Annotated in this window: 24 protein-coding genes and 1 pseudogene; 7 read left to right on the forward strand and 18 right to left on the reverse strand. The window is 33.0% G+C overall.

Going from position 1 to position 23,247, the window contains the following annotated elements; genetic code table 11:
* The first annotated feature begins 183 nt into the window (after positions 1-183).
* The gene (locus Q0Y84_RS09080; RefSeq protein ID WP_297952910.1) at positions 184-540 is read left to right on the forward strand and encodes a helix-turn-helix transcriptional regulator; all 357 of its coding nucleotides are present in this window, start codon (positions 184-186) and stop codon (positions 538-540) included.
* A gap of 41 nt (positions 541-581) precedes the next feature.
* On the opposite strand, the gene Q0Y84_RS09085 is transcribed toward Q0Y84_RS09080, so the two are convergent.
* The 5 genes from Q0Y84_RS09085 to parE form a co-directional block, all read right to left on the reverse strand.
* Positions 582-1,181 (reverse strand): peptidylprolyl isomerase, encoded by a 600-nt coding sequence (locus tag Q0Y84_RS09085; protein WP_297952912.1) that lies wholly within the window; start codon positions 1,179-1,181, stop codon positions 582-584.
* Positions 1,182-1,257: 76 nt separating this feature from the next.
* On the reverse strand, positions 1,258-2,193 hold the full coding sequence (locus Q0Y84_RS09090) for a manganese-dependent inorganic pyrophosphatase (protein ID WP_297952915.1): 936 nt from the start codon (positions 2,191-2,193) through the stop codon (positions 1,258-1,260).
* A 29-nt stretch (positions 2,194-2,222) separates the two neighbouring features.
* Complete coding sequence (locus Q0Y84_RS09095) at positions 2,223-3,197, reverse strand: LysR family transcriptional regulator (protein WP_297952917.1); 975 nt, start codon at positions 3,195-3,197, stop codon at positions 2,223-2,225.
* Positions 3,198-3,337: 140 nt separating this feature from the next.
* Positions 3,338-5,794, reverse strand: a complete 2,457-nt coding sequence (gene parC, locus Q0Y84_RS09100) for a DNA topoisomerase IV subunit A (protein ID WP_297952919.1) — start codon at positions 5,792-5,794, stop codon at positions 3,338-3,340.
* A 17-nt stretch (positions 5,795-5,811) separates the two neighbouring features.
* Positions 5,812-7,758 carry a DNA topoisomerase IV subunit B gene (gene parE, locus Q0Y84_RS09105; protein WP_297952921.1) on the reverse strand — a complete coding sequence of 649 codons (1,947 nt, stop codon included), beginning with the start codon at positions 7,756-7,758 and terminating at the stop codon, positions 5,812-5,814.
* 98 nt (positions 7,759-7,856) lie between these two features.
* Here parE and plsY point away from each other — a divergent pair, with 98 nt between their 5' ends.
* Positions 7,857-8,492: a glycerol-3-phosphate 1-O-acyltransferase PlsY gene (gene plsY, locus Q0Y84_RS09110; RefSeq protein WP_297952923.1), complete on the forward strand. Its 636-nt coding sequence runs from the start codon at positions 7,857-7,859 to the stop codon at positions 8,490-8,492.
* Positions 8,493-8,612: 120 nt separating this feature from the next.
* Here plsY and Q0Y84_RS09115 read toward each other — a convergent pair whose 3' ends face one another.
* The 3 genes from Q0Y84_RS09115 to Q0Y84_RS09125 are packed head-to-tail and all read right to left on the reverse strand — an operon-like array spanning position 8,613 to position 10,711.
* On the reverse strand, positions 8,613-9,554 hold the full coding sequence (locus tag Q0Y84_RS09115) for a DEAD/DEAH box helicase (protein ID WP_297952925.1): 942 nt from the start codon (positions 9,552-9,554) through the stop codon (positions 8,613-8,615).
* 22 nt (positions 9,555-9,576) lie between these two features.
* The gene (locus tag Q0Y84_RS09120) at positions 9,577-10,215 is read right to left on the reverse strand and encodes an SNF2-related protein (RefSeq protein ID WP_366791748.1); all 639 of its coding nucleotides are present in this window, start codon (positions 10,213-10,215) and stop codon (positions 9,577-9,579) included.
* On the reverse strand, positions 10,187-10,711 hold the full coding sequence (locus tag Q0Y84_RS09125) for an SNF2 helicase associated domain-containing protein (RefSeq protein ID WP_366791750.1): 525 nt from the start codon (positions 10,709-10,711) through the stop codon (positions 10,187-10,189). The genes Q0Y84_RS09120 and Q0Y84_RS09125 overlap by 29 nt, the downstream gene beginning before the upstream one ends.
* Positions 10,712-11,813: 1,102 nt before the next feature.
* On the opposite strand from Q0Y84_RS09125, the gene Q0Y84_RS09130 reads away from it, so the two are divergent.
* Entirely contained in the window at positions 11,814-12,167 is a 354-nt protein-coding gene (locus Q0Y84_RS09130; protein ID WP_297952927.1) for a hypothetical protein, read from the forward strand.
* A gap of 32 nt (positions 12,168-12,199) precedes the next feature.
* On the opposite strand, the gene Q0Y84_RS09135 is transcribed toward Q0Y84_RS09130, so the two are convergent.
* The 5 genes from Q0Y84_RS09135 to Q0Y84_RS09155 all read right to left on the reverse strand — a co-directional run bounded on the left by Q0Y84_RS09135 (position 12,200) and on the right by Q0Y84_RS09155 (position 15,243).
* Positions 12,200-12,562, reverse strand: a complete 363-nt coding sequence (locus Q0Y84_RS09135) for a replication initiator protein A (protein ID WP_297952929.1) — start codon at positions 12,560-12,562, stop codon at positions 12,200-12,202.
* A gap of 134 nt (positions 12,563-12,696) precedes the next feature.
* Entirely contained in the window at positions 12,697-13,494 is a 798-nt protein-coding gene (locus tag Q0Y84_RS09140) for a hypothetical protein (RefSeq protein ID WP_297952931.1), read from the reverse strand.
* 6 nt (positions 13,495-13,500) lie between these two features.
* Positions 13,501-14,154, reverse strand: a complete 654-nt coding sequence (locus tag Q0Y84_RS09145) for a hypothetical protein (RefSeq protein WP_297952933.1) — start codon at positions 14,152-14,154, stop codon at positions 13,501-13,503.
* A 23-nt stretch (positions 14,155-14,177) separates the two neighbouring features.
* Entirely contained in the window at positions 14,178-14,786 is a 609-nt protein-coding gene (locus Q0Y84_RS09150) for a hypothetical protein (protein WP_297952935.1), read from the reverse strand.
* Positions 14,787-14,886: 100 nt separating this feature from the next.
* Positions 14,887-15,243 (reverse strand): hypothetical protein, encoded by a 357-nt coding sequence (locus tag Q0Y84_RS09155; protein ID WP_297952936.1) that lies wholly within the window; start codon positions 15,241-15,243, stop codon positions 14,887-14,889.
* Positions 15,244-15,374: 131 nt separating this feature from the next.
* Here Q0Y84_RS09155 and Q0Y84_RS09160 point away from each other — a divergent pair, with 131 nt between their 5' ends.
* Both Q0Y84_RS09160 and Q0Y84_RS09165 read left to right on the forward strand, forming a co-directional pair.
* On the forward strand, positions 15,375-15,608 hold the full coding sequence (locus Q0Y84_RS09160) for a hypothetical protein (protein ID WP_297952938.1): 234 nt from the start codon (positions 15,375-15,377) through the stop codon (positions 15,606-15,608).
* 412 nt (positions 15,609-16,020) lie between these two features.
* Positions 16,021-16,644, forward strand: a complete 624-nt coding sequence (locus tag Q0Y84_RS09165; protein ID WP_297952940.1) for a non-canonical purine NTP pyrophosphatase — start codon at positions 16,021-16,023, stop codon at positions 16,642-16,644.
* 105 nt (positions 16,645-16,749) lie between these two features.
* Here Q0Y84_RS09165 and Q0Y84_RS09170 read toward each other — a convergent pair whose 3' ends face one another.
* Positions 16,750-17,187 (reverse strand): hypothetical protein, encoded by a 438-nt coding sequence (locus Q0Y84_RS09170; RefSeq protein WP_297952942.1) that lies wholly within the window; start codon positions 17,185-17,187, stop codon positions 16,750-16,752.
* A gap of 361 nt (positions 17,188-17,548) precedes the next feature.
* Between Q0Y84_RS09170 and Q0Y84_RS09175 the strand changes: the two are divergent.
* Positions 17,549-17,793 (forward strand): annotated as a pseudogene (locus tag Q0Y84_RS09175) (PTS beta-glucoside transporter subunit EIIBCA); the annotation flags it as partial.
* Positions 17,794-17,860: 67 nt separating this feature from the next.
* Here Q0Y84_RS09175 and spx read toward each other — a convergent pair.
* On the reverse strand, positions 17,861-18,262 hold the full coding sequence (gene spx, locus Q0Y84_RS09180; protein WP_297952944.1) for a transcriptional regulator Spx: 402 nt from the start codon (positions 18,260-18,262) through the stop codon (positions 17,861-17,863).
* 140 nt (positions 18,263-18,402) lie between these two features.
* Here spx and Q0Y84_RS09185 point away from each other — a divergent pair, with 140 nt between their 5' ends.
* Complete coding sequence (locus tag Q0Y84_RS09185) at positions 18,403-19,665, forward strand: replication-associated recombination protein A (protein ID WP_297952946.1); 1,263 nt, start codon at positions 18,403-18,405, stop codon at positions 19,663-19,665.
* Between the two features lie 161 nt (positions 19,666-19,826).
* On the opposite strand, the gene pepT is transcribed toward Q0Y84_RS09185, so the two are convergent.
* From pepT to Q0Y84_RS09200, 3 genes are all read right to left on the reverse strand, one after another.
* Positions 19,827-21,113 (reverse strand): peptidase T, encoded by a 1,287-nt coding sequence (gene pepT, locus Q0Y84_RS09190; protein ID WP_297952948.1) that lies wholly within the window; start codon positions 21,111-21,113, stop codon positions 19,827-19,829.
* Positions 21,114-21,123: 10 nt separating this feature from the next.
* Positions 21,124-21,579, reverse strand: a complete 456-nt coding sequence (locus Q0Y84_RS09195) for an N-acetyltransferase (protein WP_297952950.1) — start codon at positions 21,577-21,579, stop codon at positions 21,124-21,126.
* 438 nt (positions 21,580-22,017) lie between these two features.
* On the reverse strand, positions 22,018-23,223 hold the full coding sequence (locus Q0Y84_RS09200; RefSeq protein ID WP_297952952.1) for a L,D-transpeptidase family protein: 1,206 nt from the start codon (positions 23,221-23,223) through the stop codon (positions 22,018-22,020).
* Positions 23,224-23,247: the final 24 nt, after the last annotated feature.

The following is a 23,247-nucleotide window of genomic DNA, read 5'->3' on the forward strand; positions in this document are numbered from 1 at the left end:
CTACTTTGATTAAATAAATAATTAAAAAATCAATTTACGAGAAAGATCTATTTACACAAAAGATTTGACAGTTTCTTAATATAATGTAAGTTAAGAATATTAAAATAGTTTATTCATTTTGTATACATTTTTTTATAGTCTATAACTATAAGAATATAAGTTACTTGAAAGGATCGAATGCTTGTGGATATTAATTTAGGAGAAGAAATTTCTCGTAGAAGACGTGAGCAAAGACTGACTCAGGAAGATTTGGCCGAATTAAGTGATCTTTCTGTAAATTTTATTTCACGTGTGGAAAGGACTAAAAACCAAAATATTAGTATTCAAAAGCTTGATTCTATTGCAAGAGCGTTGAATACTACTACACCTGATATTATTAACAATGCTTATCGTACTAAAAAAATCAAGCCTGAAGATCGTTCTAACAATACACCTGTTTTCATTAACAAAGTTATTAATGAATTAAAAAAATTACCAGAAACTAAAGCTGAACGCGTATCTAAATCATTGATCACCCTTTTAAAAGAAATGAATAATTAAAAAACAAGGTCACTAGTAAAAAAACTAGCGTCCCTGTTTTTTTAATCGGTAAATTTAGAATCAATTATTTCAATATTATTAATAGTTACATCTTCTAATGGCTTATCCATCTTATCTTTTTTGGATTTGGCAATTTTATCAACCACGTCCATTCCAGTAATAACTTGGCCAAAGACTGTATGACGGCCATCGAGCCATGGAGTACCACCCTGTTTATAGGCATGGATGATTTCTTTCGGATATCCAGCTGGTTCCATTTGCTTGATATAGCGCTTAGGCATATTTTTATTTTGAACAATAAAAAATTGACTTCCATTAGTATTGGGACCAGAATTGGCCATTGATAAAGCTCCACGAATATTAAAAAGTTCACGTGAAAATTCATCTTCAAATGGATGTCCCCAGATACTAGTTCCTCCAGTTCCGTTGCCTTCGGGATCTCCACCTTGAATCATAAAGTCACTGATTACACGATGAAAAATAGTATTATTGTAATAACCTTTTTGGGCTAAACGAACAAAGTTTTCAACTGTCATCGGAGCATGTTCGGGAAATAATTGAATTTCAATATCTCCGCGATTAGTTTTTAAGATAGCTTTTGGTCCATGAATTTCTTTTAAATCTAATTGTGGGTATTTCAATACTCTTCTCCTAAAATTTCCTTTAAACAAAAAATAAGAGGCAGCTCACCCTACCTCCTATTTTTATATCATTAATTTAAGCATCAAATGCATCAGTAAGAGGTGGAACGACTTGCTTCTTACGTGATACTACGCCTGGCAATTTAACTTTTGAATCACTAAGCTTTTTATCGAATGCTTTTTCAAATAATGATTTTGTTTCATCAGAACCAACAACTAATGCTTCTGAGTCTGAATCAAGGATGTTGGTGATTAAAAGCATAAACATATCGTAGCCATTGTCTTTAGATGATGCATCCATTGCCTTTAAGAAAGCATCCTTGCGTTCTAATGCTTCTGGTAGATCAACTACGTTAATTTGAGCTACACGAACGTTGTGACCATTTAATTCAAAGCTCTTAGCATCTAAGTTAATTAATTCTTCTTCAGATTTATCACTGATGTTTGTACCTGCCTTAAGCATTGCCAAACCGTATTCCTTGTAATCTACACCGGCAATCTTTGCTAAAGCTTCAACAGCTTTTTTATCCTTATCAGTAGTAGTTGGTGACTTAAGGAGTAAAGTATCTGAAATAATAGCTGAAAGCATTAAACCGGCGTAATTTTGTGGAATTTCGATACCAAATTCGTTGAACATCTTCCAAACAATAGTTGAAGTACAGCCTACAGGTTCTGCACGATAGTACAAAGGATCGGCTGTATTAAAGTTCATAATTCTGTGGTGGTCCACAACGTGAGTAACCTTAACTTTATCAATATCTGAAACACTTTGTTGAGGTTCATTGTGGTCAACTAACATAACAGATTTAACTTCAGGAGCAGCTTCTTTAATTACACGAGGAGCTTCAAAGCCAAACTTCTTGAGAGCGTATGCAGTTTCATCATTAGGCTCACCTAAGGCAACAGCTTCAGTGTTGTAGCCTAACTTGTTTTGTAAGTATGAAAATGCAATAGCAGTACCAATTGCATCAGTGTCTGGATTTTGATGTCCAAAAACAAATTCTTTTTCCATTAAATAAATTGCCTCTTTTTCTAATTATTTTATTTAATTTCTTCACTTACTAGTTTACTAAAATTATCGTTTCTATCCAAGTTATTGTCTAAGAAAATCTGCAATTCTGACAGCATTTTCTTCATTCTAGGAACATCTAACTTTCCTCTACGATAAACACATGCGGTTGTAAATTCAGGCACGTCCTTAATATAAACTGGTGTTAATTTAATTTCATTCTTATGTGCATCATAGTAGGTTTGATCTACATAAGTATCCAAGTCAGTATTTTCAGCAATCTTGATCATTTCTTTAGTAGAAGCGATCTTAAATGGGGTATCAAAATCAACTTTCTTGCTAAAATTAAGCCGCATTAATCTGGATAAATAGTAATTTTCAGGGTATGCAACCCACTTTCTATTATTAAAACGAGTTACAGGATAAGTTTCTCCTGCTTCTACATTATTTTTATGCGTTAGTACAACAATATACTCTGGGCAAATATCACGGTGATTGTATTGATGACGGAAGTTAGCACCAGTTTTGTTAGTAGTATCACGCATATACATAATTGCCATATCAATCATATTGGAGTCAAGTCTATGCCATAATTCTTTTCGATCAAAATAATCAACAGTAAAGGTTACCTCGGGATACTTTTTGTTGAAATAGCGCAAAAATTGATAGAAAAGATCGATATGAATTGACTCCAAAATACCAATAGAGATATTACCTCTATCAGATTGAGTATATTCTTGGATATCACTTACAACACCATTAATAGTGTTTAACAACTCAATTGCGGCTGTTTCCATTTCCTTACCGGCTTCAGTTAAGTAAAGCTTCTTTCCCATTTGACCAAACAATGGAGCACCAATAGCACGTTCCAATTTTTTCACTTGCTGAGTTAAAGCAGGTTGAGTAATACCTAAAATTTGCGCAGCTTGAGTGTAATTCATTGTTTCAATCAGTTGCAAAAAATAACGTAATGATTTAGCCGATAAAATAGTATCACTTTTAGACATAACAATTATCTCTTTTCTAAAATATTATTTTACGATAAGCCATGTCCCATAACACTGATTATTATCTATCCAAACCAAAACAGTGTCAAAACATACGTCTTAACACTGTTTTGGATAGATTTTTTGTTAGAAATCAAATCTTAATTTTGACTACTAATCGGTCTACCAAGTTCAATACTTACAGGCGTACCGTCAACAGTAGTATCGATAACAAATGAACCATTAGAATAACGATCACCTAACGGATAATCAATAGTTTTAACAGTTACATGACGATCACTAGAAGTAGTAATGTGTAATAAATGATCTTGAGCGTATGGCATTAGCGAAACGATTCTATGAGGCTTATTCTTTAATTCACGAAGCACTAATACTCCTCTTTTAGCTCTAGAAACTTTGTTTACTAACTTAAGCTTAAATTGTTTAAATGCACCGCGCTGAGTAATTAAACCAACATGCATTAAATCAACATATTTAGAATCAACTAAGACGTAATTTACGATGTAGTCATCATCTTTCAAATTAGCAGACTTAACCCCAACTGCTTTAGCACCGGACGTAGGTATTTCGCTAATATCATATCTAATAGCATATGCCCGATGAGTAAATAATGTGATTTCTTTTTGATCATCGGGCTTAACTAAATCTACGCCAACTACATAACTATCTTTAGTTTTTAATTTAATTGCAGTCATTGCACGTGACTTGTAAGTTCTGGTTGGCTGCAAGTTAACTAATTCAAGCTGCTTAATATAACCGTCGTTTGTTGCCAAGATAAAGTTTCGGTCAATAGATAATTTATCAAACACAAATACACGGATAATTTGTTCATCACTAGCTAGTCCAATTTCTTGTGACAGGTGTTGTCCTGTTTCTTTCCATTTAGTTTCGATTAATTCATGTACTGGTCGATAAATGACATTTCCTCGGTTAGTGAATAAGTATAAATTGGTTAAAGTAGATAGTGTATTTTCATAAGTTACTTTGTCACCATCCGGTAAGCCATTATCTTCATCATTTGTTGATTGGTATGATCGCAATGATGATCGCTTCAAATAACCGTCTCGACTAATCAATACTCTAACTTGTTCATCAGCAACTAAAGCTTTTTCGTCGATTTCCACCTTTGCACTTTCTTCTGAAATTTGGGTGCGACGTGGATTTGCAAAATCCTTTTTTACGGAATTCAACTCTTTGATAATTTCTTTTTCCAGAGTTTTGCGGTCTGACAATAATTTGCGATATTTTTCAGCCAATTTATTTAATTTTTCTTGTTCAGCAATCAGTGCGTTAACGTCAGTATTAGTTAAACGATAAAGTTGTAAAGAAACAATTGCTTCAGCTTGCTTCTCAGTAAATTTATAGTTAGCTATTAAATTCTTTTTTGCATCAGCTTTATTTTTAGAAGCACGGATAGTTTTAATTACTTGATCCAAGATATCCATTGCATGAATCAGGCCTTGGATAATCTCTAATCGTGCTTCGGCCTTGTTCAAATCAAATTTAGTACGCTTAGTAACGACATCTTCTTCATGTTCAAGATAAGATGATAGAATTCTTTTAAGTCCTACTTGAACAGGAGTCATATGATCGATGGCAACCATGTTGAAGTTATAAGATACTTGTAAATCAGTATTTTTGAATAAATAGTTCAAAATATTTTGAGCATCAGCATCTTTTTTCAGCTCAATTACAATTGATAAACCATGTCTATCTGTTTCATCTCGAACTTCAGCAATCCCGTCAATTTCTTTATTAAGACGAATTTCATCAATTTTTTTAACTAAAAGAGCTTTATTAACATCGAATGGAATTTCAGTTGCAATAATTTCTTGTCGATGACCGCGAATTTCTTGAATAGCGGTTTTAGCTCGAACTTGAATTCGACCACGACCAGTTTTATATGCTTCTTTAATGCCTTTAGTTCCCATGACAATTGCGCCAGTAGGAAAATCAGGTCCTTTAACATATTTCATTAGGTCTTCAAGTGAAGCATCAGGATGCTTTAATAAGTAAATTGTTGCATCAATTACTTCACCTAAATTATGTGGTGGGATTTCAGTTGCATAACCTGATGAAATTCCAGTTGAACCGTTAACTAGTAAATTAGGAAAACGAGCAGGTAAAACTGTAGGTTCATATTCGGTATCATCGAAATTAAGAACCATATTAACAGTTTCTTTATCAATATCCTGCAAAAGCATGTTAGAAATTTTGCTTAAACGAGATTCAGTATAACGCATAGCTGCTGGCCCATCACCATCCATTGAACCATTATTACCGTGCATTTCTACCAAGGGCTCGCGCATTTTCCAATCTTGTGATAGATGGACTAAAGCACCATAAATTGAACTATCACCATGAGGGTGAAAATTACCCATAATATTACCAACTGCTTTAGCAGCTTTCTTAAATGGTTTATCATAAGTATTTCCATCTTGATACATTGCGTAAAGGATACGCCGTTGAACTGGTTTTAAGCCATCTCGAATATCAGGTAATGCACGTTCTTGAATAATATATTTTGAATATCGTCCAAAACGTTCGCCCATTACTTGTTCAAGTGGCATTTCACGAATTCGTTCTTTTGTGGACATTAAATAAAAACCTTCTTTTATTCATCTTCGGATTCTAGAATTGAGCCATCTTCGCCCATTCTAAATTTGACATTTTCTTCAATCCATTTTCTTCTTGCAGCTACTTTATCTCCCATTAAGGTAGTAACTCTTCTTTCAGCAAGAGCAGCATCATCAATCTTAACTCTGATTAACATCCTTGATTCAGGATCCATAGTAGTAGCCCATAATTGTTCGGCATTCATTTCACCTAAACCCTTGAATCGTTGTAATGAGTAGCCGCGGCCCATTTTCTTTTCATCGGCTGCTAATTCTTCATCGGTCCATGCATATTGAACCTGCGACTTCTTTCCGCGTCCTTTTTGCAAACGATAAAGTGGCGGAAGAGCAATATAAACTTTACCATGTTCAATCATTGGTCGCATATAACGATAAAAGAAAGTTAAAAGCAAAATCTGAATATGGGCACCATCATCATCGGCGTCAGTCATAATAATGACTTTATCATAATTAGAATCATCAACATTAAATTCAGTGCCTACGCCAGCTCCAATGGTATAAATCATAGTATTGATTTCTTCATTTTTAAAAATGTCTTGCAATTTAGCCTTTTGGGTATTTAATACTTTACCACGAAGAGGCAAAATTGCTTGAAAGCGTCTATCTCTACCCTGCTTAGCGGAACCACCAGCGGAATCACCTTCGACTAAGAATAATTCGTTCTTCTTAGGATTCCGTGATTGAGCAGGCGTTAATTTGCCTGAAAGAACTTCCTTCTTTCGTCTCTTTTTGCCATTTCTGCTCTCATCACGGGCTTTCTTGGCAGCTTCTCGTGCATCCCTAGCTCGCTGGGCCTTCTTAACCAAATCTTGTGCTAACTCACCATTTTCCATCAAATAGTAAGACATTTTTTCATAAACAAGTGAGTCTACGGCAGAACGTGCTTGTGGTGTACCTAGTTTTCCCTTAGTTTGACCTTCGAATTCAAGTAATTCTTCAGGAATTTTTACAGATAGCACTGCACTAAGGCCTTCACGGTAATCAGATCCATCAATGTTTTTATCTTTCTTGCCTAATAATCCCTGCTTTTTGGCATAATCATTAAATGCACGAGTGAATCCACTACGAGCACCTGACTCATGTGTACCACCATCACCAGTACGAACATTATTAACAAATGACACTAGATTTTCTGAATAGCCATCACTATATTGTCCAGAAAATTCAATTTCCATACCATCTTGTTTACCTTCAAAGTAAAAGACGTCACTAATCGTACCTTTACCTTCATTTAGGTATTTAACAAATGACTTAATACCATCGTCATATTGAAAAATATCATGATGGTTAGGCTCCCGTTCATCAGTTAAAACAAATTTAACGCTTTTAAGCAAAAATGCTGATTCACGAATTCGTTCTTGAATTGTTTCGTATTTGTACTTAGTCGTTGAAAAAATGGTCTCGTCAGGCTTAAAAGTAATAGTAGTGCCAGTTGGATCTTTAGTTTTTCCAACACATTTAAAAGTACCTACTGGATGTCCGCCATTTTTAAATTCTTCTTCATAAGCTTTTCCATCACGAACAACCCTTACTTTCATATAACTTGAAAGAGCATTAACAACGGATGAACCTACCCCGTGTAAACCACCTGAAGTTTTATAATTTTGTTCAGTAAATTTACCACCTGCATGTAATACAGTTAAAATCACCTCAATTGTTGGCTTACCTGATTTATGCATCCCTGTTGGCATACCACGACCAAAATCTCTTACAGTAACACTATTATCTGGATGAATGGTTACATCAATCTCTTTACCAAAACCAGCCATTGCTTCGTCGACTGAATTATCGACAATTTCATAAACCAGTTGATTAAGGCCATGAATATCGGTTGACCCAATATACATACCTGGTCTCTTTCGAACGGCTTCTAGGCCATGTAAAATTTGAATTGAAGAATCATCATAAGTATTAGCTTTTGCCACTAAAATTCCTCCACTTGTTCATTAATTTAACTAGCACCATATATTTAAAATATAATCTTTGCTAAAATAGCGATAGACTAATAGGAGTGTTGTTAAATATGTTTGCATTAAAATTTGCATCGTTGTTTATTTTAGCATACTTGATTGGATCATTCCCGACAGGTGTGTTAGTAGGTAGGATCTTTTTTCATAAAGATATTAGGAAATACGGATCAGGAAATATCGGCACGACTAACACCTTTAGAGTGCTAGGACCAGCTGCTGGGATCATCGTATTCTTAGTAGACTTCTTTAAGGGTACGCTAGCAACTATATTACCAATGATTTCCCATTTAGGACCACATTATCTATGCTTGATCTTTGGTTTAGCTGCAATTTTAGGTCATGCTTTCCCAATCTTTTTGAAATTCAAGGGAGGTAAAGCTGTTGCAACTTCAGCTGGTTTTCTACTAGGATATAATATCCATTTCTTTTTGATCTGTGCGTTGATCTTTTTCCCAATTTTATTTATTACAAGTATGGTTTCATTAACTAGTCTGATCTCAGTAGTTTTAATCTTTATTGCTTCGTTTTTCTTCCACGATCTTGCCTTGAGCATTATCAGTGGATTACTCGTAGTCTTAATCTACTGGAGTCATCGTAGCAATATTTCCCGAATCGAACATCACCAAGAAAATATGGTGCCATTCGGTTTAGTGTATTGGTATAAAAAGAAACATACTAATTCAAACTAAAACTATAAAACCAGCAAGTAAATATAACTTGTTGGTTTTTGTTTACCTAAATATTATAGCTTACACAAACAATAGTTCGCAAGCGTAAATAGACTTTTTTATTTAACTATAATGATTACGTTATTCTAATACTTTAAGTAAATCATCCTTACTTATCACCGGATTAGCGACTTGGTCGTTTTGTAAAATACTATTGGCTAATTCAGCTTTTTTCTGTTGTAAGGCAATAATTCGTTCTTCGATGCTATCCTTTGTCACCATTTTATAAATCTTAACCACATGCTTTTGCCCAATTCGGTGTGCTCGATCTGTTGCTTGATTTTCTGCGGCTAAATTCCACCACGGATCATAGTGAATTACCACATCTGTACCAATTAAGTTAATGCCTGTTCCTCCTGCCTTTAATGAAATTAAAAAGACACCTGGTTGTGACATCTTATTGAATTCCTGCACTTGCTGCTGGCGCTTGGCTTTTGGTGTTGAACCAGTAACAGTGAATAAAGGAGACTTTAATTTGGCAAGCTTTTTATTTAGTGTATCTAACATTGCCGTAAATTGTGAGAACAATAGAATTTTATGGCCATTTTCCAGATTATTTTTAATCAAATCGATTGTTGCAATTAACTTGTTAGATTTGCCATGGTAGTTTTCATAAAGTAAATGAGGATCGCAACAAATTTCTCGCAATTTGGTAATTTGAGCTAAGATTTGAAAACGAGACTTTTTAAAATCAGCATCCCCTTGTCCATTTAATTGTGCAATGATCTTTTGAGTCTGCAAATTATATAAATCTGCTTGTTTCTTATTCATCTTAACAGACATTATTTCTTCGTATTTATTATACAGATCGTGCAATACATCTTTTTTAAGTCGACGCAAGATAAATGGCATTACAGTATTACTTAAATGAGCTTTCGCATTTTCATCTTTATCTTTAACAATTGGTAACTCATATTGTTTTCTAAACTTAGGATATGATTCTAATAATTCTGGCATTAGATAATCAAAGATACTCCAAAGCTCGCTTAATTTATTTTCATAGGATTTAGCAGTTGAAAGCATTCTTTCTCGTTCTTGTTTAGTACTATCTAAATAAAGCTACTCGTAGATCAGGAGCAAACCTTTTAACTTCTGCTTGCCAATTATAAATAACCGAAGCTGGTGCAACAATTAAATTTGGTAATTTATGTGATGTTTGTTCCTTTCGAGCCAATAACAATGCAATAATCTGCAATGTTTTACCTAATCCCATTTCATCAGCAAGCAAACCGCCAAAATTATAATTGCCAACCGTACTTAGCCAATTAAAGCCTACCTTTTGATGTTGTAATTTTCCATGAATAAAATCTTTAAAATTAATATCTAAATCGTGCAAAGTTTGAGCTAATTTCTCAATTGTAGGTTGTTCAGTTTTAGCTAACATTCCATTCTGCAAAACAAAATACTTGCGTTTTTCTTGATAAGCTTTTAATGCTGCTTGAATATCATCCCAACTCATTTTTTGACCGGCGAGATCAAGATCTAGTAATTCATTGATTAAGTTAATACTTACCCCGATATCTAAATTAGTGTTTATTCCTTTTAGTAGTGATCTAAAATTGGCCGTAATTTGAACTTTGCTAATTTGTTTTAATTTACTAATGCCTTCGTCTAGAAAAGCCTGGACAGCGTCTGCTTCTTCATTAGGTAAAATATTACTGGTTGTGCTGATATTTGCTAAAATACGTGTTTATTTGCTCTTGCACAGCAAGTTCTTGTTCGATATCGCGCTTATTATTTTCAGCATAATTATGATTTACTTCGTATTTTGTATCCCCATATTGAACTTGAGTAATACACAAAATATTATTTTCGCGATAATCTAATTTAAGCAGAAAATGAGCATCTGGCGGTAAAATTGCCTTTAGATCATCACTACCTGTGACCGTAATATATTCTTTATTTTCAAAGTTAGGCAAAATATCTTTTGCGAATTTTGCTACTGTTTTTTTGCTAAACTGCAATTCATCACCAGGATGCAAGCCTAAATTATGCAGGGATGCAGGAGTAAGTCCTGTATATTTAATCCATACCCCTCTGTAGTACCCATAATAAGACTGACTGCCTGAAATTAAAGTCGCAGTAGGAAAATCCTCAACAGTAACAACTGCTGCAGCGAATGAATTAGTTTCAATTTTAATATTTAAATTTAAGTTATCAGTTGCAGTTGTATATCCAATTAGTTGATTATTTGAATATAATTTTACGCCCTTATAAAGTAAATCATTGAGTTCATCAGCTACAGATTAAGGACTCATTTAAATTACGAGCATCAATTATTTTTCAATAAAAGCAAGCCACTGCTGACTGTTTATATCCATTTTATTTTGATTTACGGGTTCATTGAAGTACTTACCCAATTTAAGAGGAGAATTTTGCCGGGATGCATCTATTAATTGATCAAGATCTTTAACTTTATAAAGATGTTTTCCTTTACTAGCTTAAAAGATAAATTAGGAACATTACCGCATTTATTAATCTGAGCAAGTAAAATAATCGATTCATCATTTTGCGTAGATTCTTCATTATAAAAGCTAAACAATTTTTCAGCAGCCTGATTAGTTATATCAAAAGGATCATCATTAAGATATTCTGGGATAAAATAAGCAAAGCTAAAATTCTAATACTCTCTTTCTCACCACCAGACACAGTATTATTAAAATTAATTGCTAAAATTTGCCAACGAGTAAATTGAATAGATAATGTGAGCCATCTATTAGTATCACTCACAAGCTTCCAAGTATATTCATACCTACGCATTTTATTATCAAAATGCTGACAATTCTTTATTGTCCACTTTTTTGCCAGAGTAAGAGCTTGGTTATAACTTTCTTGAGTAAATTTCAGATTACCGATTAGATCTAATCTATCAAGCAGCTTGATTAAAAGTGTTCAATTTATTATTGCAATTTACGAATAAATAATATTCAAATTTTAGTGAGAATTTCGCTATTAACAAAGCCGCCAGACCTTCTATAATAAGAATTAGAAGGTACAGTTTTATAATATTTGTGTATATAATTAGTAACTAATATAAATTAAATACAGAGGGTGAAAAAGATGACTCGGCAATTAAAAAAATTAACTGCTGAAGACTTAGATTGTTATACAGAACTATTTTCTGGAATTGCAAAAACATTTCAGCAGTTTAGTTATCATAATCTTTATCTGTATGATGTCAAAAAAACGCTTCGAATTTTAAATATTTATCGCGAATGACTCTTATCACAGCCAAATCAAGATTTTACTGAACTTTATAATAAGTTTTGGGGACAATGTGAGATGAACATTACAGCTATTTCATTGTTACTTGTTCCAGCAGAGTATGATAAAAAATGTGAAATAGCACGAGTTGAACATTTGCTTGAAAGAATTTATCAATTTGGAACATCTTATTTGCTTAATGATGTGCAAAGTAACGCAATTGGTTGGGCAGTAAAAAGCAGTATTTATCCAGGTAATCGAGATGGATTACGAATGATTTATCAAAATAGTCAAAATGAAAACCATAGTAAGTATAGTGATAAATTACAGGATTTCTTGAATGCTTACCCAGAACCTTATCCTGATGCAAATATCTTAATTGACTTCTTTGAGGATGATCAAGAGAATGAAAATTTGAATAGTAATAAATGATAAAAAACATTGGCACTTGCCAATGTTTTTTATCATTTATTACTATTAGTAACTCTTAACGGGTATAACTTATTAGCGTGTCCCGGTGGAGTGTTTTCTTCCAACAACAAGTCATGTTTGACTAATTCTTTTTTTAGACGACTTACGGTATAAGAATTACAATGCATGTCATTCATCAGTTCCTGATTAGAGTAAATAATATACATATTACCATCGGAGTCAACCCATCCATTAGTCTGGGAATTAATCATCCTCATAGTAAATATCATATATAAGTATCGTGCGTCTGGACTTAATTTCTCATATTTAGGATTGTGAAAAAAAGCTTGGGGTAACCCGTTTTGTTGTTCGGGGTAATTGCCGCCCTCTTTAAACTTGCGAATATTTGTATACATTTTTGACCTCTTTACTCTGTTTAATTTTTTATCCACATCAAGTATAACGTATATTTTTATTAGACAGTAATGATACCGCTTTTTGTAAACAATATATTATTAGTATTTAAGGATTTATTAATTAAGCAAGCATTTTATCCCCGTTTACTAACACTAAACAAGTACATGATTAAGTTAATAATTAACAAGATAACTATTGAAATAATGAATAGAAGATAAACCCAAACTGTAATATTAACTAAAAATGGCAATAACGCTGCATGAAAGTCAAGAAAAGAAATTAGTAATAACATGATAAAAGTGATGCCTACCAATCCTAAAAAAGCATATTTTCCGCTTTTTAGATCGATGTCACTTAAATCAAAGCCTCCAAAGCAAAGACTAATTATTAGGATTAAAGCGATAATTGAATGCCAAAACGAAGCAAAATTAAGTTGAAATAATTCAAAAAAATAAATCCAGCCATGATTAATAAAGCTCCAATTAAGTGCATTCCCATCGTTCAGTAGTTGTGCAGTTATTTGGTCTTGAACAAGTGCAACAGGTACATTTAACGTACGCATGATTATGTAAATTAACAAAGTGCAACCTAATACTGGAGCGATACCAATAAAAGCATTCCCTGTTTTTTGGTAAGTAGATGTTGGTGACCAGGTATGCTTCACATATCCTAGCGACATATCATCATTAGTAGGAATGTGTAATAAACAAACAGCATTAATATGATGACCGAAGATCACAGCCATGATTAAATGACTTAATTCATGAACAATTATACCTAATCCGCCCACAATGATTTGACTATTAAAACCAAATGTATTTACTAACTTTTGATTGGCTACATGGCTTAATTGACGCAGTAACAATACAAATAAAGTCGGAACTATCAACATTAAGAAAGTTCCATTAATGGCATATGTAAAATGTTCCATTTTCAGTTAGTGTTCTACATACTGTACTAATAAAGTTAATGCTGCAAACAACTGGTCAACAATACCGTCAACTGCAGTAAAATCTGTTTTAACAAATTGAATAATCCATTTATCTTTAATTGGAACCAAGCGAGCAATTTCGTCTTGACCATAGTTAAGGCGTAAACTATTTGCCAAAACTATTTCACGATAAGGTTGCCCGTCGCTTCCCAACCACTGTGTTGTTTGATCTGCACTTTGTTTAATTAAACTGAAAGCTTTAGAAATCTTTTTTAGTTTATTTCGTAAGTCAAACCAAGATCTTATTTCAGTATTTTCTCTGTCTTTGTCATATTCTGACAATTGCATCGCTTCTCGACTTTGAGCAATTCGTTCTAATGTAGTTAAAGCGATTGACATTGATCTAAGAGATGCAACTGGGATTTGAGGTAACAAAATCTTAATTAGCCAGTTATGACTATATTCATCAGGTGGATATAGTCGACTGACTTCAAGTTTATTATTGAAAAATACGCGATAGGTATTTTGGGATAAACTCTCATATTCTTTTTCACCATGACGATTACGATAAGTCAAAATTACATCGTGTTCAATTTTTCTAATGGCAAAATTATCGTCTGATGAAAAAATTGTGCTTTCAAATTTCTTAAAATCTGTCATTAAATTCTATCCTTCGTTAAAATTTACTTATCGTGTTTATTAAAATAAGTTGCTCTTCGTTTCTTTAATTGAGCGATGATTTCTTCTATTTCTTCTTCTGGTACTCCCCTGCGCTTGGCATTAGTACGCCATTGCATTTCGCTGATTGGAATACAGGAAATAGTATTAAGATTCATCCAAACCCATAGTGATAATAAACTTCCCATCACACCAATTAATACAAATGCTCCACTAAGAAAGGTTAAGTGTGCTACAAAGTGATTCATACTCCAAAGCCAGCCAAATAAAGTAACAATATATAAAATTGGCAAAACAGCTGGACGATGATTTTTACCATATTCAGCGTTAGGTCTAAAGAAAGTCTTCCAATAATTTGATGATAAACGATTAATCATCAAATTTAATAAGGCTAATAACAAACCAATCAGCGTAAAGCTATTAGAATGAATCAGTAAAATACTTATAACTGAGAGGATAATTACATATAACGTAGCAAAATTAGTAGACAAGAAAAACCAGCGCTTAATTTTGGCACTCTTGCCAATAATCATCGCTTGTTTAGGATTTAGTGTTGTTTCGAAAAATATGTTATCAGTTGAGATAGTTTTTCGATTAAAAATATCAAAATGCATCAAATTCTCCTTACAGAATCAATTTTACTACACTTTGGATTGGTACTTAAATTTTGAAAAATAAAAGGCGGCTTGCAATTAATGTAAGTCGCTTTTTAAATTAGTTTTCAAACCAATTCCAGTCATCACCAACGACATCAACTTTAGCATCGTTAGCAGTTGCAGATTTTACTTTTTCAGCTTGAGTTGGACGTTCTATCATTAGGCCGTTGTTAGAATCTTTCGCAACCATGCCTTCAAATTCAACTACATCACCCTTTTTTAAATCAAGATCCTTGAAGGTTTTTAAATAGTGTAATGCTAGTTGCTTAACAATCGGATTTCCACCAGCTCCTGCAATGCGGATGTCCTTGAAAATAGCTAAACGATCATTTAATCGATCAAATGTACCACTAAATTTATGACGCTTGCCATCGTCATATGGTTCAAGTTTTTCATTGTAAATATCAATAGACATATGTATATAATCTTCTTTCTACCTCTCTAATATAACATTGATTTTAATAAATTAAAGAGTCTAGCCAAATAAAAATTGCTATAATTAAGTTTGTTCATGATAGATAAACTATGGGGCTTTTGGAGGATAGGATGTATATATATTACCAACTAGGAATTGTTATTGGACTGATTTTAGTAATTTTAGCTATTCATATTGCAATAAAGCAGCGCAAAACTTTATTTCCATTTAATATAGCAAATATTGGCTTAGCCTTCATAATGACTACATTAGCAATCTGTATTATTGTTGCAAGTCTGGGTGCGCTCCAACCACAAAATTGGTACACTAATAGTGCTTTATGGAAATTTTTAATAGTCAGTTAGACCGAAAGAGATAAATTGAAAAGAATTTATCTCTTTTTTGTTTAAAAACAATTTTATTTTTAAATAATTTTTATCGTATTTTGTCTTGTGCAATTTAGTACAAGTTTCTTATGATTCTTATCTTTATCTATGTTAAACGAAATTGCTTAAGTGCAACAGCAAGTTACATTTTACTAAAATTGGTCTAATAGTTTGATCGATAAACAGTAATTATATTTATATTTAACTATTTCACAATCTCTATAGTTTTAAAATAACACGATTCTTTTTAATTCAAAGAAAATTAACAATAAAAAGCAATTCTAGCCGCTATGACTTGACTTTGATTCACAAACATACGACAATGACCATGCAGCTTATGAAAGCGAATACATCGAATTGGTATATATTTTTTGAATTATGGAGAAATCAAATGGATAGTTTATTATTTACAACATATGACCAAAATAAAATTAATGAATTACAAGATAAATTAAACAAGCTTGATATTCCTATCAAAGTAATGGGGTTAGCTGAGGTTGATTACGCCCCTCAAAAATCTTATTCTGAAGTCACATTTTTAAGTAATGCCAGATCTACCGCTCATCGCTTAGCTGAATTCACTAATTTACCGACATTATCCGAAAGTTCAGGTATAAGTGTTGATTATCTAATCAATTCTTTAGGGATTTTGCCGTATCATCATAATGGTCAAGATGATAAAGCCAAATTATTAGGTGATTTGGGTGGTATCCCTAGCGAAAAGCGAACCGCAAGTTATTATACAGCCTTTGTTTTTACTTGGCCTGGTCAAGAAAGTAATGATATTGTTAGCGCGGGCAGAATTAGTGGACTAATTGCTAAGTATCCACACGGTAGCAGTAATTATGGTTATGATTCTCTATTTGTAGTTCCGGAATTAGGCAAAACATTGGCAGAAATGAGTCTTAACGAAAGAAACGCGATTTCACACCGCAATAGTACTCTAAACAAACTTTTAAATGATTTACCTGATTGGTGGAAAGCACAAAAATCTGTTCAAGCAATTAACAGATAGTCTGTTTATATTGTCTAACTTAATTCAACAAATTCTTAATACTCATAATTAGTTCCAAAACAAAACACAGGTCCATTTTAGACCTGTGTTTTTTAACACTTTATTTTATAAATCTTTATCAGTTTTAGTAAGATCGCTGCGATCCGAGATCCAAACATATAATGGTAAACTAATCTTACCAGTTTCATCAATTGCGTCGACAACTTTTTCGATTAGAAATTCTTGCCATTTCTCTGCTGGTTGCATTCCAGGATGACCCAATTGAGGTACAAGCCATCCGTTAGCTAACGGTTTTCCAGTATTTAAATTAATTACCATACCAATAGTATAGTTATAGAAATCAAAGCTGCCTTCCACTACAGTCCAATTACTACTCTTCATTAAATCATCTTGCAGTTTAGTTAACATTTCTGGAGGAATTTTACCTTCAGTCACCATCATTCTTCCTTTAATTGGCCCATTTTTCTTTTCGAAATCTTGCAAAACGCCTTTCATAAAAAGCTTTTGTCCTAGTTGATCAAACTTTGTTTCCTCTTTTAGCATAGAATAAACGTCTACTTCCTTTAATGTATTTATCTAAGATTATACTAAAATTTTAGATATATTGGGCAAAAAAGAAGTCATGAACCAAATCATGACTTCTTGCGAATTCCTCGTCCGTAAATCTTAATCTTCACGAACGCCTTAACTTTAACACAATTGCTTGAGTTAGTCTATTTAATTTTAACGGCTGCTTCATAGGGCCTTAACGTGATTTGTTCACCAAGTTTTCCATTTTGTACTGCATAATTGCTTAACATAAGTTGATAATCTTTATTTTGGAATTTTTTTGGTAATTGTGCAGTGTGAGTTTTACCATAGAAATTTGTGAAGACCAACAGTTTTTCAGGTTTATTGTTTAAGATGTATTGATTCAGCGTTTTGGGGCTTAGTAACTGGCCTAATGCATGGAACGATGTATAATTCACCGGTGGTTTAATTGTTTTCTCCAGCTTCTTTAATCCAGCACACCCTACCCCATTAAATAGTTTTTACACTTTCTTAATTGCAAGTGCAGTTTCAATTGCAGTTTGAATCTGGGGCTATAATGATAATATGACCATGGGCAAAAAAGTCGCTAAGAAACAACGTCCAGGATTAAATAAATGATATTTTTGGGCAAAATAAAACGATGAATTACAAAAAATAATTCATCGTTTTTGTTTGTATTATTATTTTAAGCTGCATCAGCAATACGCTGTGCTTCGATTAATTCAGCCTTTCTGATATCTCGTGGTAGGAATTGCCGAATGTCTTCTTCATTGTACCCTACTTGCATTCGATGATCATCGGCAATAATAGGACGCTTTAAGAGTCCCGGATTCTCAGTAATCAAATTAACCAATTCAGATATTGATAAGTCCTCATTCAATTTATTTTTCAATTGTTTGAAAGATTGTGAACGAGTAGACAGAATATCCTCAGTTCCATTTTCAGTTAAAGCTAGCATGTGTAGAACATCTTCCTTAGATAATTCTTTAAAGACATTCTTTTCTTTGAAAGAAAGATGATATTTGTTAAGCCATGCTCTTGCCTTACGTGAAGATGCACTACTTGTAGACATGTAAAGAGTAATCATTAAATACGCCTCTTTCTAGAAAACTTGCTTACTTTCCGTATAGTAGTTTTATTGTACCACTTACTTTTTGATAGTGCAAGCTGCTTTGTGACAACTTTCTAGAAAATAGTATACTTAATTTTACTGAAAGAAGGATTTCAATGCAATTTAAAACACCATTAGCTGAACAAATGAGACCTAAAGCTTTAACAGATGTAGTCGGACAAAAGGAATTGCTAGGACCTGGAAAAGCTTTAAGGAAAATCATTGAGCAGCATGTTAATATTTCATTATTACTTTGGGGACCTCCGGGTACAGGGAAGACAAGTCTAGCGCAAATTATCGCTCAAGAAAATAATTACCCTTTTGCTTCCTTTAATGCTTCAATTGATAATAAAACTCAATTAACCAATATTATTAATGCTTATAAATATCAGACCTTTGTCCTTTTAATTGATGAAATTCATCGTATGACTAAAAATCTTCAAGATTTTTTATTGCCACATTTAGAAAATGGACATATTTTATTAGTAGGTTCTACTACCGAAAATCCAATTATGTCTATTGTTCCAGCAGTAAGGTCTCGATGCCAAATTTTTGAATTCAAGGCTTTAACTGAAGATGATATTGTGCCCGTCCTGCATAAGGCTTGTACTAACATTTTGTCATTAAGCGATAAACAAATCGAAGATAATTCATTAAATTTAATAGCAGCTGCAGCCAATGGGGATTTAAGGGTTGCTTTAAATATTCTAGAAACCGTTAATGCACTCAATCCTAAAAAGATCACGCTAGAAAATGTTAAGTCTTTTACCAACCAGCAATTCTTTAGCTATGATAAAAAGGCTATTAAACACTATGATTATTTAGCTGCTTATTCTGATTCAATGGCCGGCTCTGATACAGATGCAGCACTTTATTATCTTGCTGTATTATTAGAAAATGGTGATTTAGCTTCGGTAGTACGGCGCTTACGCGAAGTCCCATATACATATATTGGCTTAGCCAATCCACAACAAGTAACGCAAATTGTTACAGCTGCTAATCAAGCCGAAAAAATAGGAATGCCTAAGGCAAAATATCCTTTGATGTTTGCAACTATGCTGATGTGCATTTCACCTAAATCTGGTGCTTTTGACGAAATATGGGAAAGACTTGAACAGGATAGCAAATATGCTAGTCAACATCCTATGCCTAATGGATTGCGTGATTTTCATTATAAACACGCCAAAGAAATTACAGGTGCCGGTTTAGCTGGATCCCCTTTTCAAGTACCGCATCAAATTGCTAAACAAAATTATATGCCACAGGGACTAGAAGGAAAACAATATTATTTTCCTAAAGATAATCAAAATGAACGTAAATTATATGATCAGTATCTAAAATTGCATCATTATATTTACGGTGAAGATTATACCAAATAAAAGAACAGGGATATATTCCATAGCATACATCCCTGTTCTTTTTTAGATTATAAATGAAGAAAATTGGTTTATTAACCGCTTATGCGAGATAAAGATCTCGCTCAGCTATTTATATAGTAATACTCAATTACTAACTTGTTAAACAAAATACTTGCTAATTTTTACCAATATTTCTCAAGTGGTTTTTCATTTCTTCCATTACGAGTTTGCCGCAAATGTTCCATTATGATATTGGTTAGTGTTTCGGCTAACTTATCAATCTGCTCAACAGTTACATATTCGTAGCGCCCATGATAATTACCACCACCATTAAATAAATTAGGTGTAGGAATACCCTTAGGCGAAATGAAGTTTCCATCCGTTCCACCTCTAAAAGAATGAACATTAGTCGTTAATCCAGATTTACGGTAAGCATCCAGGGCTAAATTTACAATATATGGCTTATCTTTGATGTAGTTATAAATATTTTCGTACTGTTCTCGAATTTTTACTGTAAATCTACCCTTGCCATATTTTTGGTTCAGCTTTTTAACTAGATTATAGATAAATTGTTCTTTATGATTGAATTCAGCCTGATCAAAATCACGAATAATCATACTAATATCAGCATGATCAACACTACTTTGAGTATGTAAGACTAAAAAATACCCATCATGATTACGCGATTTTTCTGGTACTTGATCTTGCGGCAAATTAGATAAGAAATCATTCATTAAAGTTGTAGCATTAACCATTAAGCCATATGCTTCTCCGGGATGAACCACAGTACCTTTAATATGAATGGTGACTTCCGATGCATTAAAAGTATCGTATGTAAAATCTCCAGGACGTCCATTATCTAAAGTATAAGCAAATTCTACTCCAGGAAAATCAGCAATATCAAAATATTGTCCCCCACAACCAATTTCTTCATCTGGACCAAAGGCCACAAAGACATCGCCATGTTCAATCTCAGAATGTTCTGTTAAATATCTAAGCATTGCTAGAGCGCCAGTGATTCCAGCTTTATCATCAACTCCTAACAAAGTATGTCCATCAGAGGTAATTAAAGTTTGGTCCTTTAAAGTTAACAAATCTGGAAATTCAGCTGAATCTAGTACAATATTCTTTGCTTGATCTAAAACAATTTTTTGTCCATCATAATGTTCATGCACTTGTGGTCTAATATTATTCGCATTAAAATCAGCAGTATCTACGTGGGCAAAAAATCCTATTGGAGTAATATCATCTGTAACGTTTTTACTTAATTTTCCAATAGCAAAGGCCGTTTTCTTATTGTAATAGGCTTCAAGACCAATTTCTTTCATTTCTTCAACTAATTCTTTAGCTAATTCAACTTGTCCAGCTGAAGAAGGAATTTGATCATGATGCTCATAAAATGATCGTGTATTCTTTTTAGCTAATTGAATAAAACGTTCTTTTTCATAATCAAGACTATAAAAACTCATTCTGCTATCCTCACACTAATTCCATAGTATCGCTGGAAACTAAGTCAGATTTTGGATCAGACCACCATGGCTCTTTAACAGTTTTTATTATCTTAAAACCATGCTTAGCATATAATGATTTTGCTGCTAGATTATCACTAAAGACTTCTAAACGAATTGGTCGTTTAATATTAGGTAATGCTGAAGTCAATAAACTATCTCCAATACCATGTCTTTGAAATTTAGGATCTACATACAAATAAGCTAATTTATGCGGTTTATAAGCAATAAAGCCCGCAAACTTCCCCTCAGCTTCCGCAATTCTAATTTTAGAATCAAAAAAGTTATGCCAATACGGTGCTTCCTTAAACGGAGTAAAGTACTTTTCCACCTTGCCTAATTTCATTTCTTGCAATCGAGCTGCATCATGAACACGACACAAATCTTCATAATCTAAACTTTGAAAATGTCTAATCTTAATTTGCATAATTCGCTCCTTTTGCTGAAAGAACTACTAAATTTTTATTTTTCTCTAATTATACAGAAGCATACTATGCATTTAAATATTTTAGTTCCAATTTAACCATTCTTTATCAAAAAATTGTACTTGTTCTTCCTGCATTTCTTCTTGTGATGTCATCTTGATTTCATCTCATCTTTCTATTTTGATCATTAGTTCGCTTATAAATTATATCAAACAGCAGTTCATTTTGCTACTTAATTTTAACTAAATTTTGTAATTTCCACAATGGCTGTGAATTTATCCTTTTTAAGTCCACATTTGCGATTAGATCAGGCTTTAGTGCTATGTTTCACGCTGATTATCTATGCAAGTGTTAATTTATGCAAAAATAGTGGATTTTAGCTAGCTAAAATCCGTTTCACAATAAAAGAGGCTCATATTAATGAGTCTCTTTTATAATTTTTATTCATAAATAATTACAGGTTCACCTTTTTTAATGTTATTCCAAACGTTTCTAATTTCACTAGGCTTAACATTAACACAACCATGTGAACCACCTTTTAAGTAAGCTGTTTTACTCCAATCAGTTCGCCAAGATGCATCATGGAATCCACAGCCACTCAAAGTAAATGGCATCCAGTATTTAACTGGAGAAGCATAACTTGAACCATCATCATTAGTTCCGCGCAATGTACTTGGTGATTCTTTATAGTGAATGTACCAAACACCACGTGGCGTTTGATCTCCTTTAGAACCTTCCATCGTACCAGTAACTACGTCACGTAAATGAACAGCTAACTTTCCTTTTTTAATCAACCATACTTCCTGCTTCTTTAATGAGACAACAGCATAAGTATTGCCAATTCCATTATTTGAAAAATCATACCCGTGAGGATAAGTGCTATAGCCTAAACCATAGAGGGCATCAGCACCATCAAAAGCTTTTTGTCCTTTAGCAAAAGCTTCAAGAAGTAAACGTTGTGTCTTTTTAACATAGATGCCCCAGCCCCAGGTCTTATTTTTAACCGTAATTGTTTTACCTTTGACTTTATTGCCTTTTGGTACGGTAAACTTATAACTCTTATGCAAAGTTGAAACATCCTTATCTATTTGATTCAGCTTTGCAGTTAATTTGCTAGTATTACCAAATTGATAGTAATTATCACGATAAGTGACATTGTTTAACAGATCTTTAGCTTTTAATTTATAATTTTTATCCTTAATTTTATAAGTAATTTTTGCATTTCTTAAATCCGTTAATTTTCTTTTTGCTTTAGCTAAATTATTAGTAGTAAATTTATAAGTTCGATCAGATGGGGTTTTAGTTTGTTGCTTTTTAAAAATAGCATTAGCTTCAGTTTCATCTAGTGATTGAACAGTAGTGTTATAACTGTAAACTAATTCATCATTTTTCAACTCAACTTGATTTTTAGCTTTTTGGTTAACTTTTTCCATTGCCTTAGCAACAGTTAGTTTGCCAACTTTAACTCCATCGATTGTGACATTAGGGTTAAAATGTGTTTTTGCATATTTTTCTGCCGCAGCTTGCGTTGCTACTCGATGATTATGAATACCAAAACCGGCAAGCACCCCAATAATAATTAAAACTGCTACAGTTAAAATAATAATATTATTCCGTTTATTCTTTTTCTTTAGGTCTTCGTTCATGTTATCCTACCTTTTATTACAGTA

The organism is uncultured Lactobacillus sp. (assembly GCF_947367125.1).
GTDB lineage: Bacteria > Bacillota > Bacilli > Lactobacillales > Lactobacillaceae > Lactobacillus.

Excerpts from the sequence above, each read along its gene's own strand:
- Q0Y84_RS09090 (WP_297952915.1), bottom strand. The coding sequence starts at position 2,193 with ATGGAAAAAGAATTTGTTTTTGGACATCAAAATCCAGACACTGATGCA.
- Q0Y84_RS09095 (WP_297952917.1), bottom strand. The coding sequence starts at position 3,197 with ATGTCTAAAAGTGATACTATTTTATCGGCTAAATCATTACGTTATTTT.
- parC (WP_297952919.1), bottom strand. The coding sequence starts at position 5,794 with ATGTCCACAAAAGAACGAATTCGTGAAATGCCACTTGAACAAGTAATG.
- plsY (WP_297952923.1), top strand. The coding sequence starts at position 7,857 with ATGTTTGCATTAAAATTTGCATCGTTGTTTATTTTAGCATACTTGATT.
- Q0Y84_RS09115 (WP_297952925.1), bottom strand. The coding sequence starts at position 9,554 with ATGCTTTCAACTGCTAAATCCTATGAAAATAAATTAAGCGAGCTTTGG.
- Q0Y84_RS09130 (WP_297952927.1), top strand. The coding sequence starts at position 11,814 with ATGAACATTACAGCTATTTCATTGTTACTTGTTCCAGCAGAGTATGAT.
- Q0Y84_RS09135 (WP_297952929.1), bottom strand. The coding sequence starts at position 12,562 with ATGTATACAAATATTCGCAAGTTTAAAGAGGGCGGCAATTACCCCGAA.
- Q0Y84_RS09140 (WP_297952931.1), bottom strand. The coding sequence starts at position 13,494 with ATGGAACATTTTACATATGCCATTAATGGAACTTTCTTAATGTTGATA.
- Q0Y84_RS09145 (WP_297952933.1), bottom strand. The coding sequence starts at position 14,154 with ATGACAGATTTTAAGAAATTTGAAAGCACAATTTTTTCATCAGACGAT.
- Q0Y84_RS09150 (WP_297952935.1), bottom strand. The coding sequence starts at position 14,786 with ATGCATTTTGATATTTTTAATCGAAAAACTATCTCAACTGATAACATA.
- Q0Y84_RS09155 (WP_297952936.1), bottom strand. The coding sequence starts at position 15,243 with ATGTCTATTGATATTTACAATGAAAAACTTGAACCATATGACGATGGC.
- Q0Y84_RS09160 (WP_297952938.1), top strand. The coding sequence starts at position 15,375 with ATGTATATATATTACCAACTAGGAATTGTTATTGGACTGATTTTAGTA.
- Q0Y84_RS09165 (WP_297952940.1), top strand. The coding sequence starts at position 16,021 with ATGGATAGTTTATTATTTACAACATATGACCAAAATAAAATTAATGAA.
- Q0Y84_RS09170 (WP_297952942.1), bottom strand. The coding sequence starts at position 17,187 with ATGCTAAAAGAGGAAACAAAGTTTGATCAACTAGGACAAAAGCTTTTT.
- spx (WP_297952944.1), bottom strand. The coding sequence starts at position 18,262 with ATGATTACTCTTTACATGTCTACAAGTAGTGCATCTTCACGTAAGGCA.
- Q0Y84_RS09185 (WP_297952946.1), top strand. The coding sequence starts at position 18,403 with ATGCAATTTAAAACACCATTAGCTGAACAAATGAGACCTAAAGCTTTA.
- pepT (WP_297952948.1), bottom strand. The coding sequence starts at position 21,113 with ATGAGTTTTTATAGTCTTGATTATGAAAAAGAACGTTTTATTCAATTA.
- Q0Y84_RS09195 (WP_297952950.1), bottom strand. The coding sequence starts at position 21,579 with ATGCAAATTAAGATTAGACATTTTCAAAGTTTAGATTATGAAGATTTG.
- Q0Y84_RS09200 (WP_297952952.1), bottom strand. The coding sequence starts at position 23,223 with ATGAACGAAGACCTAAAGAAAAAGAATAAACGGAATAATATTATTATT.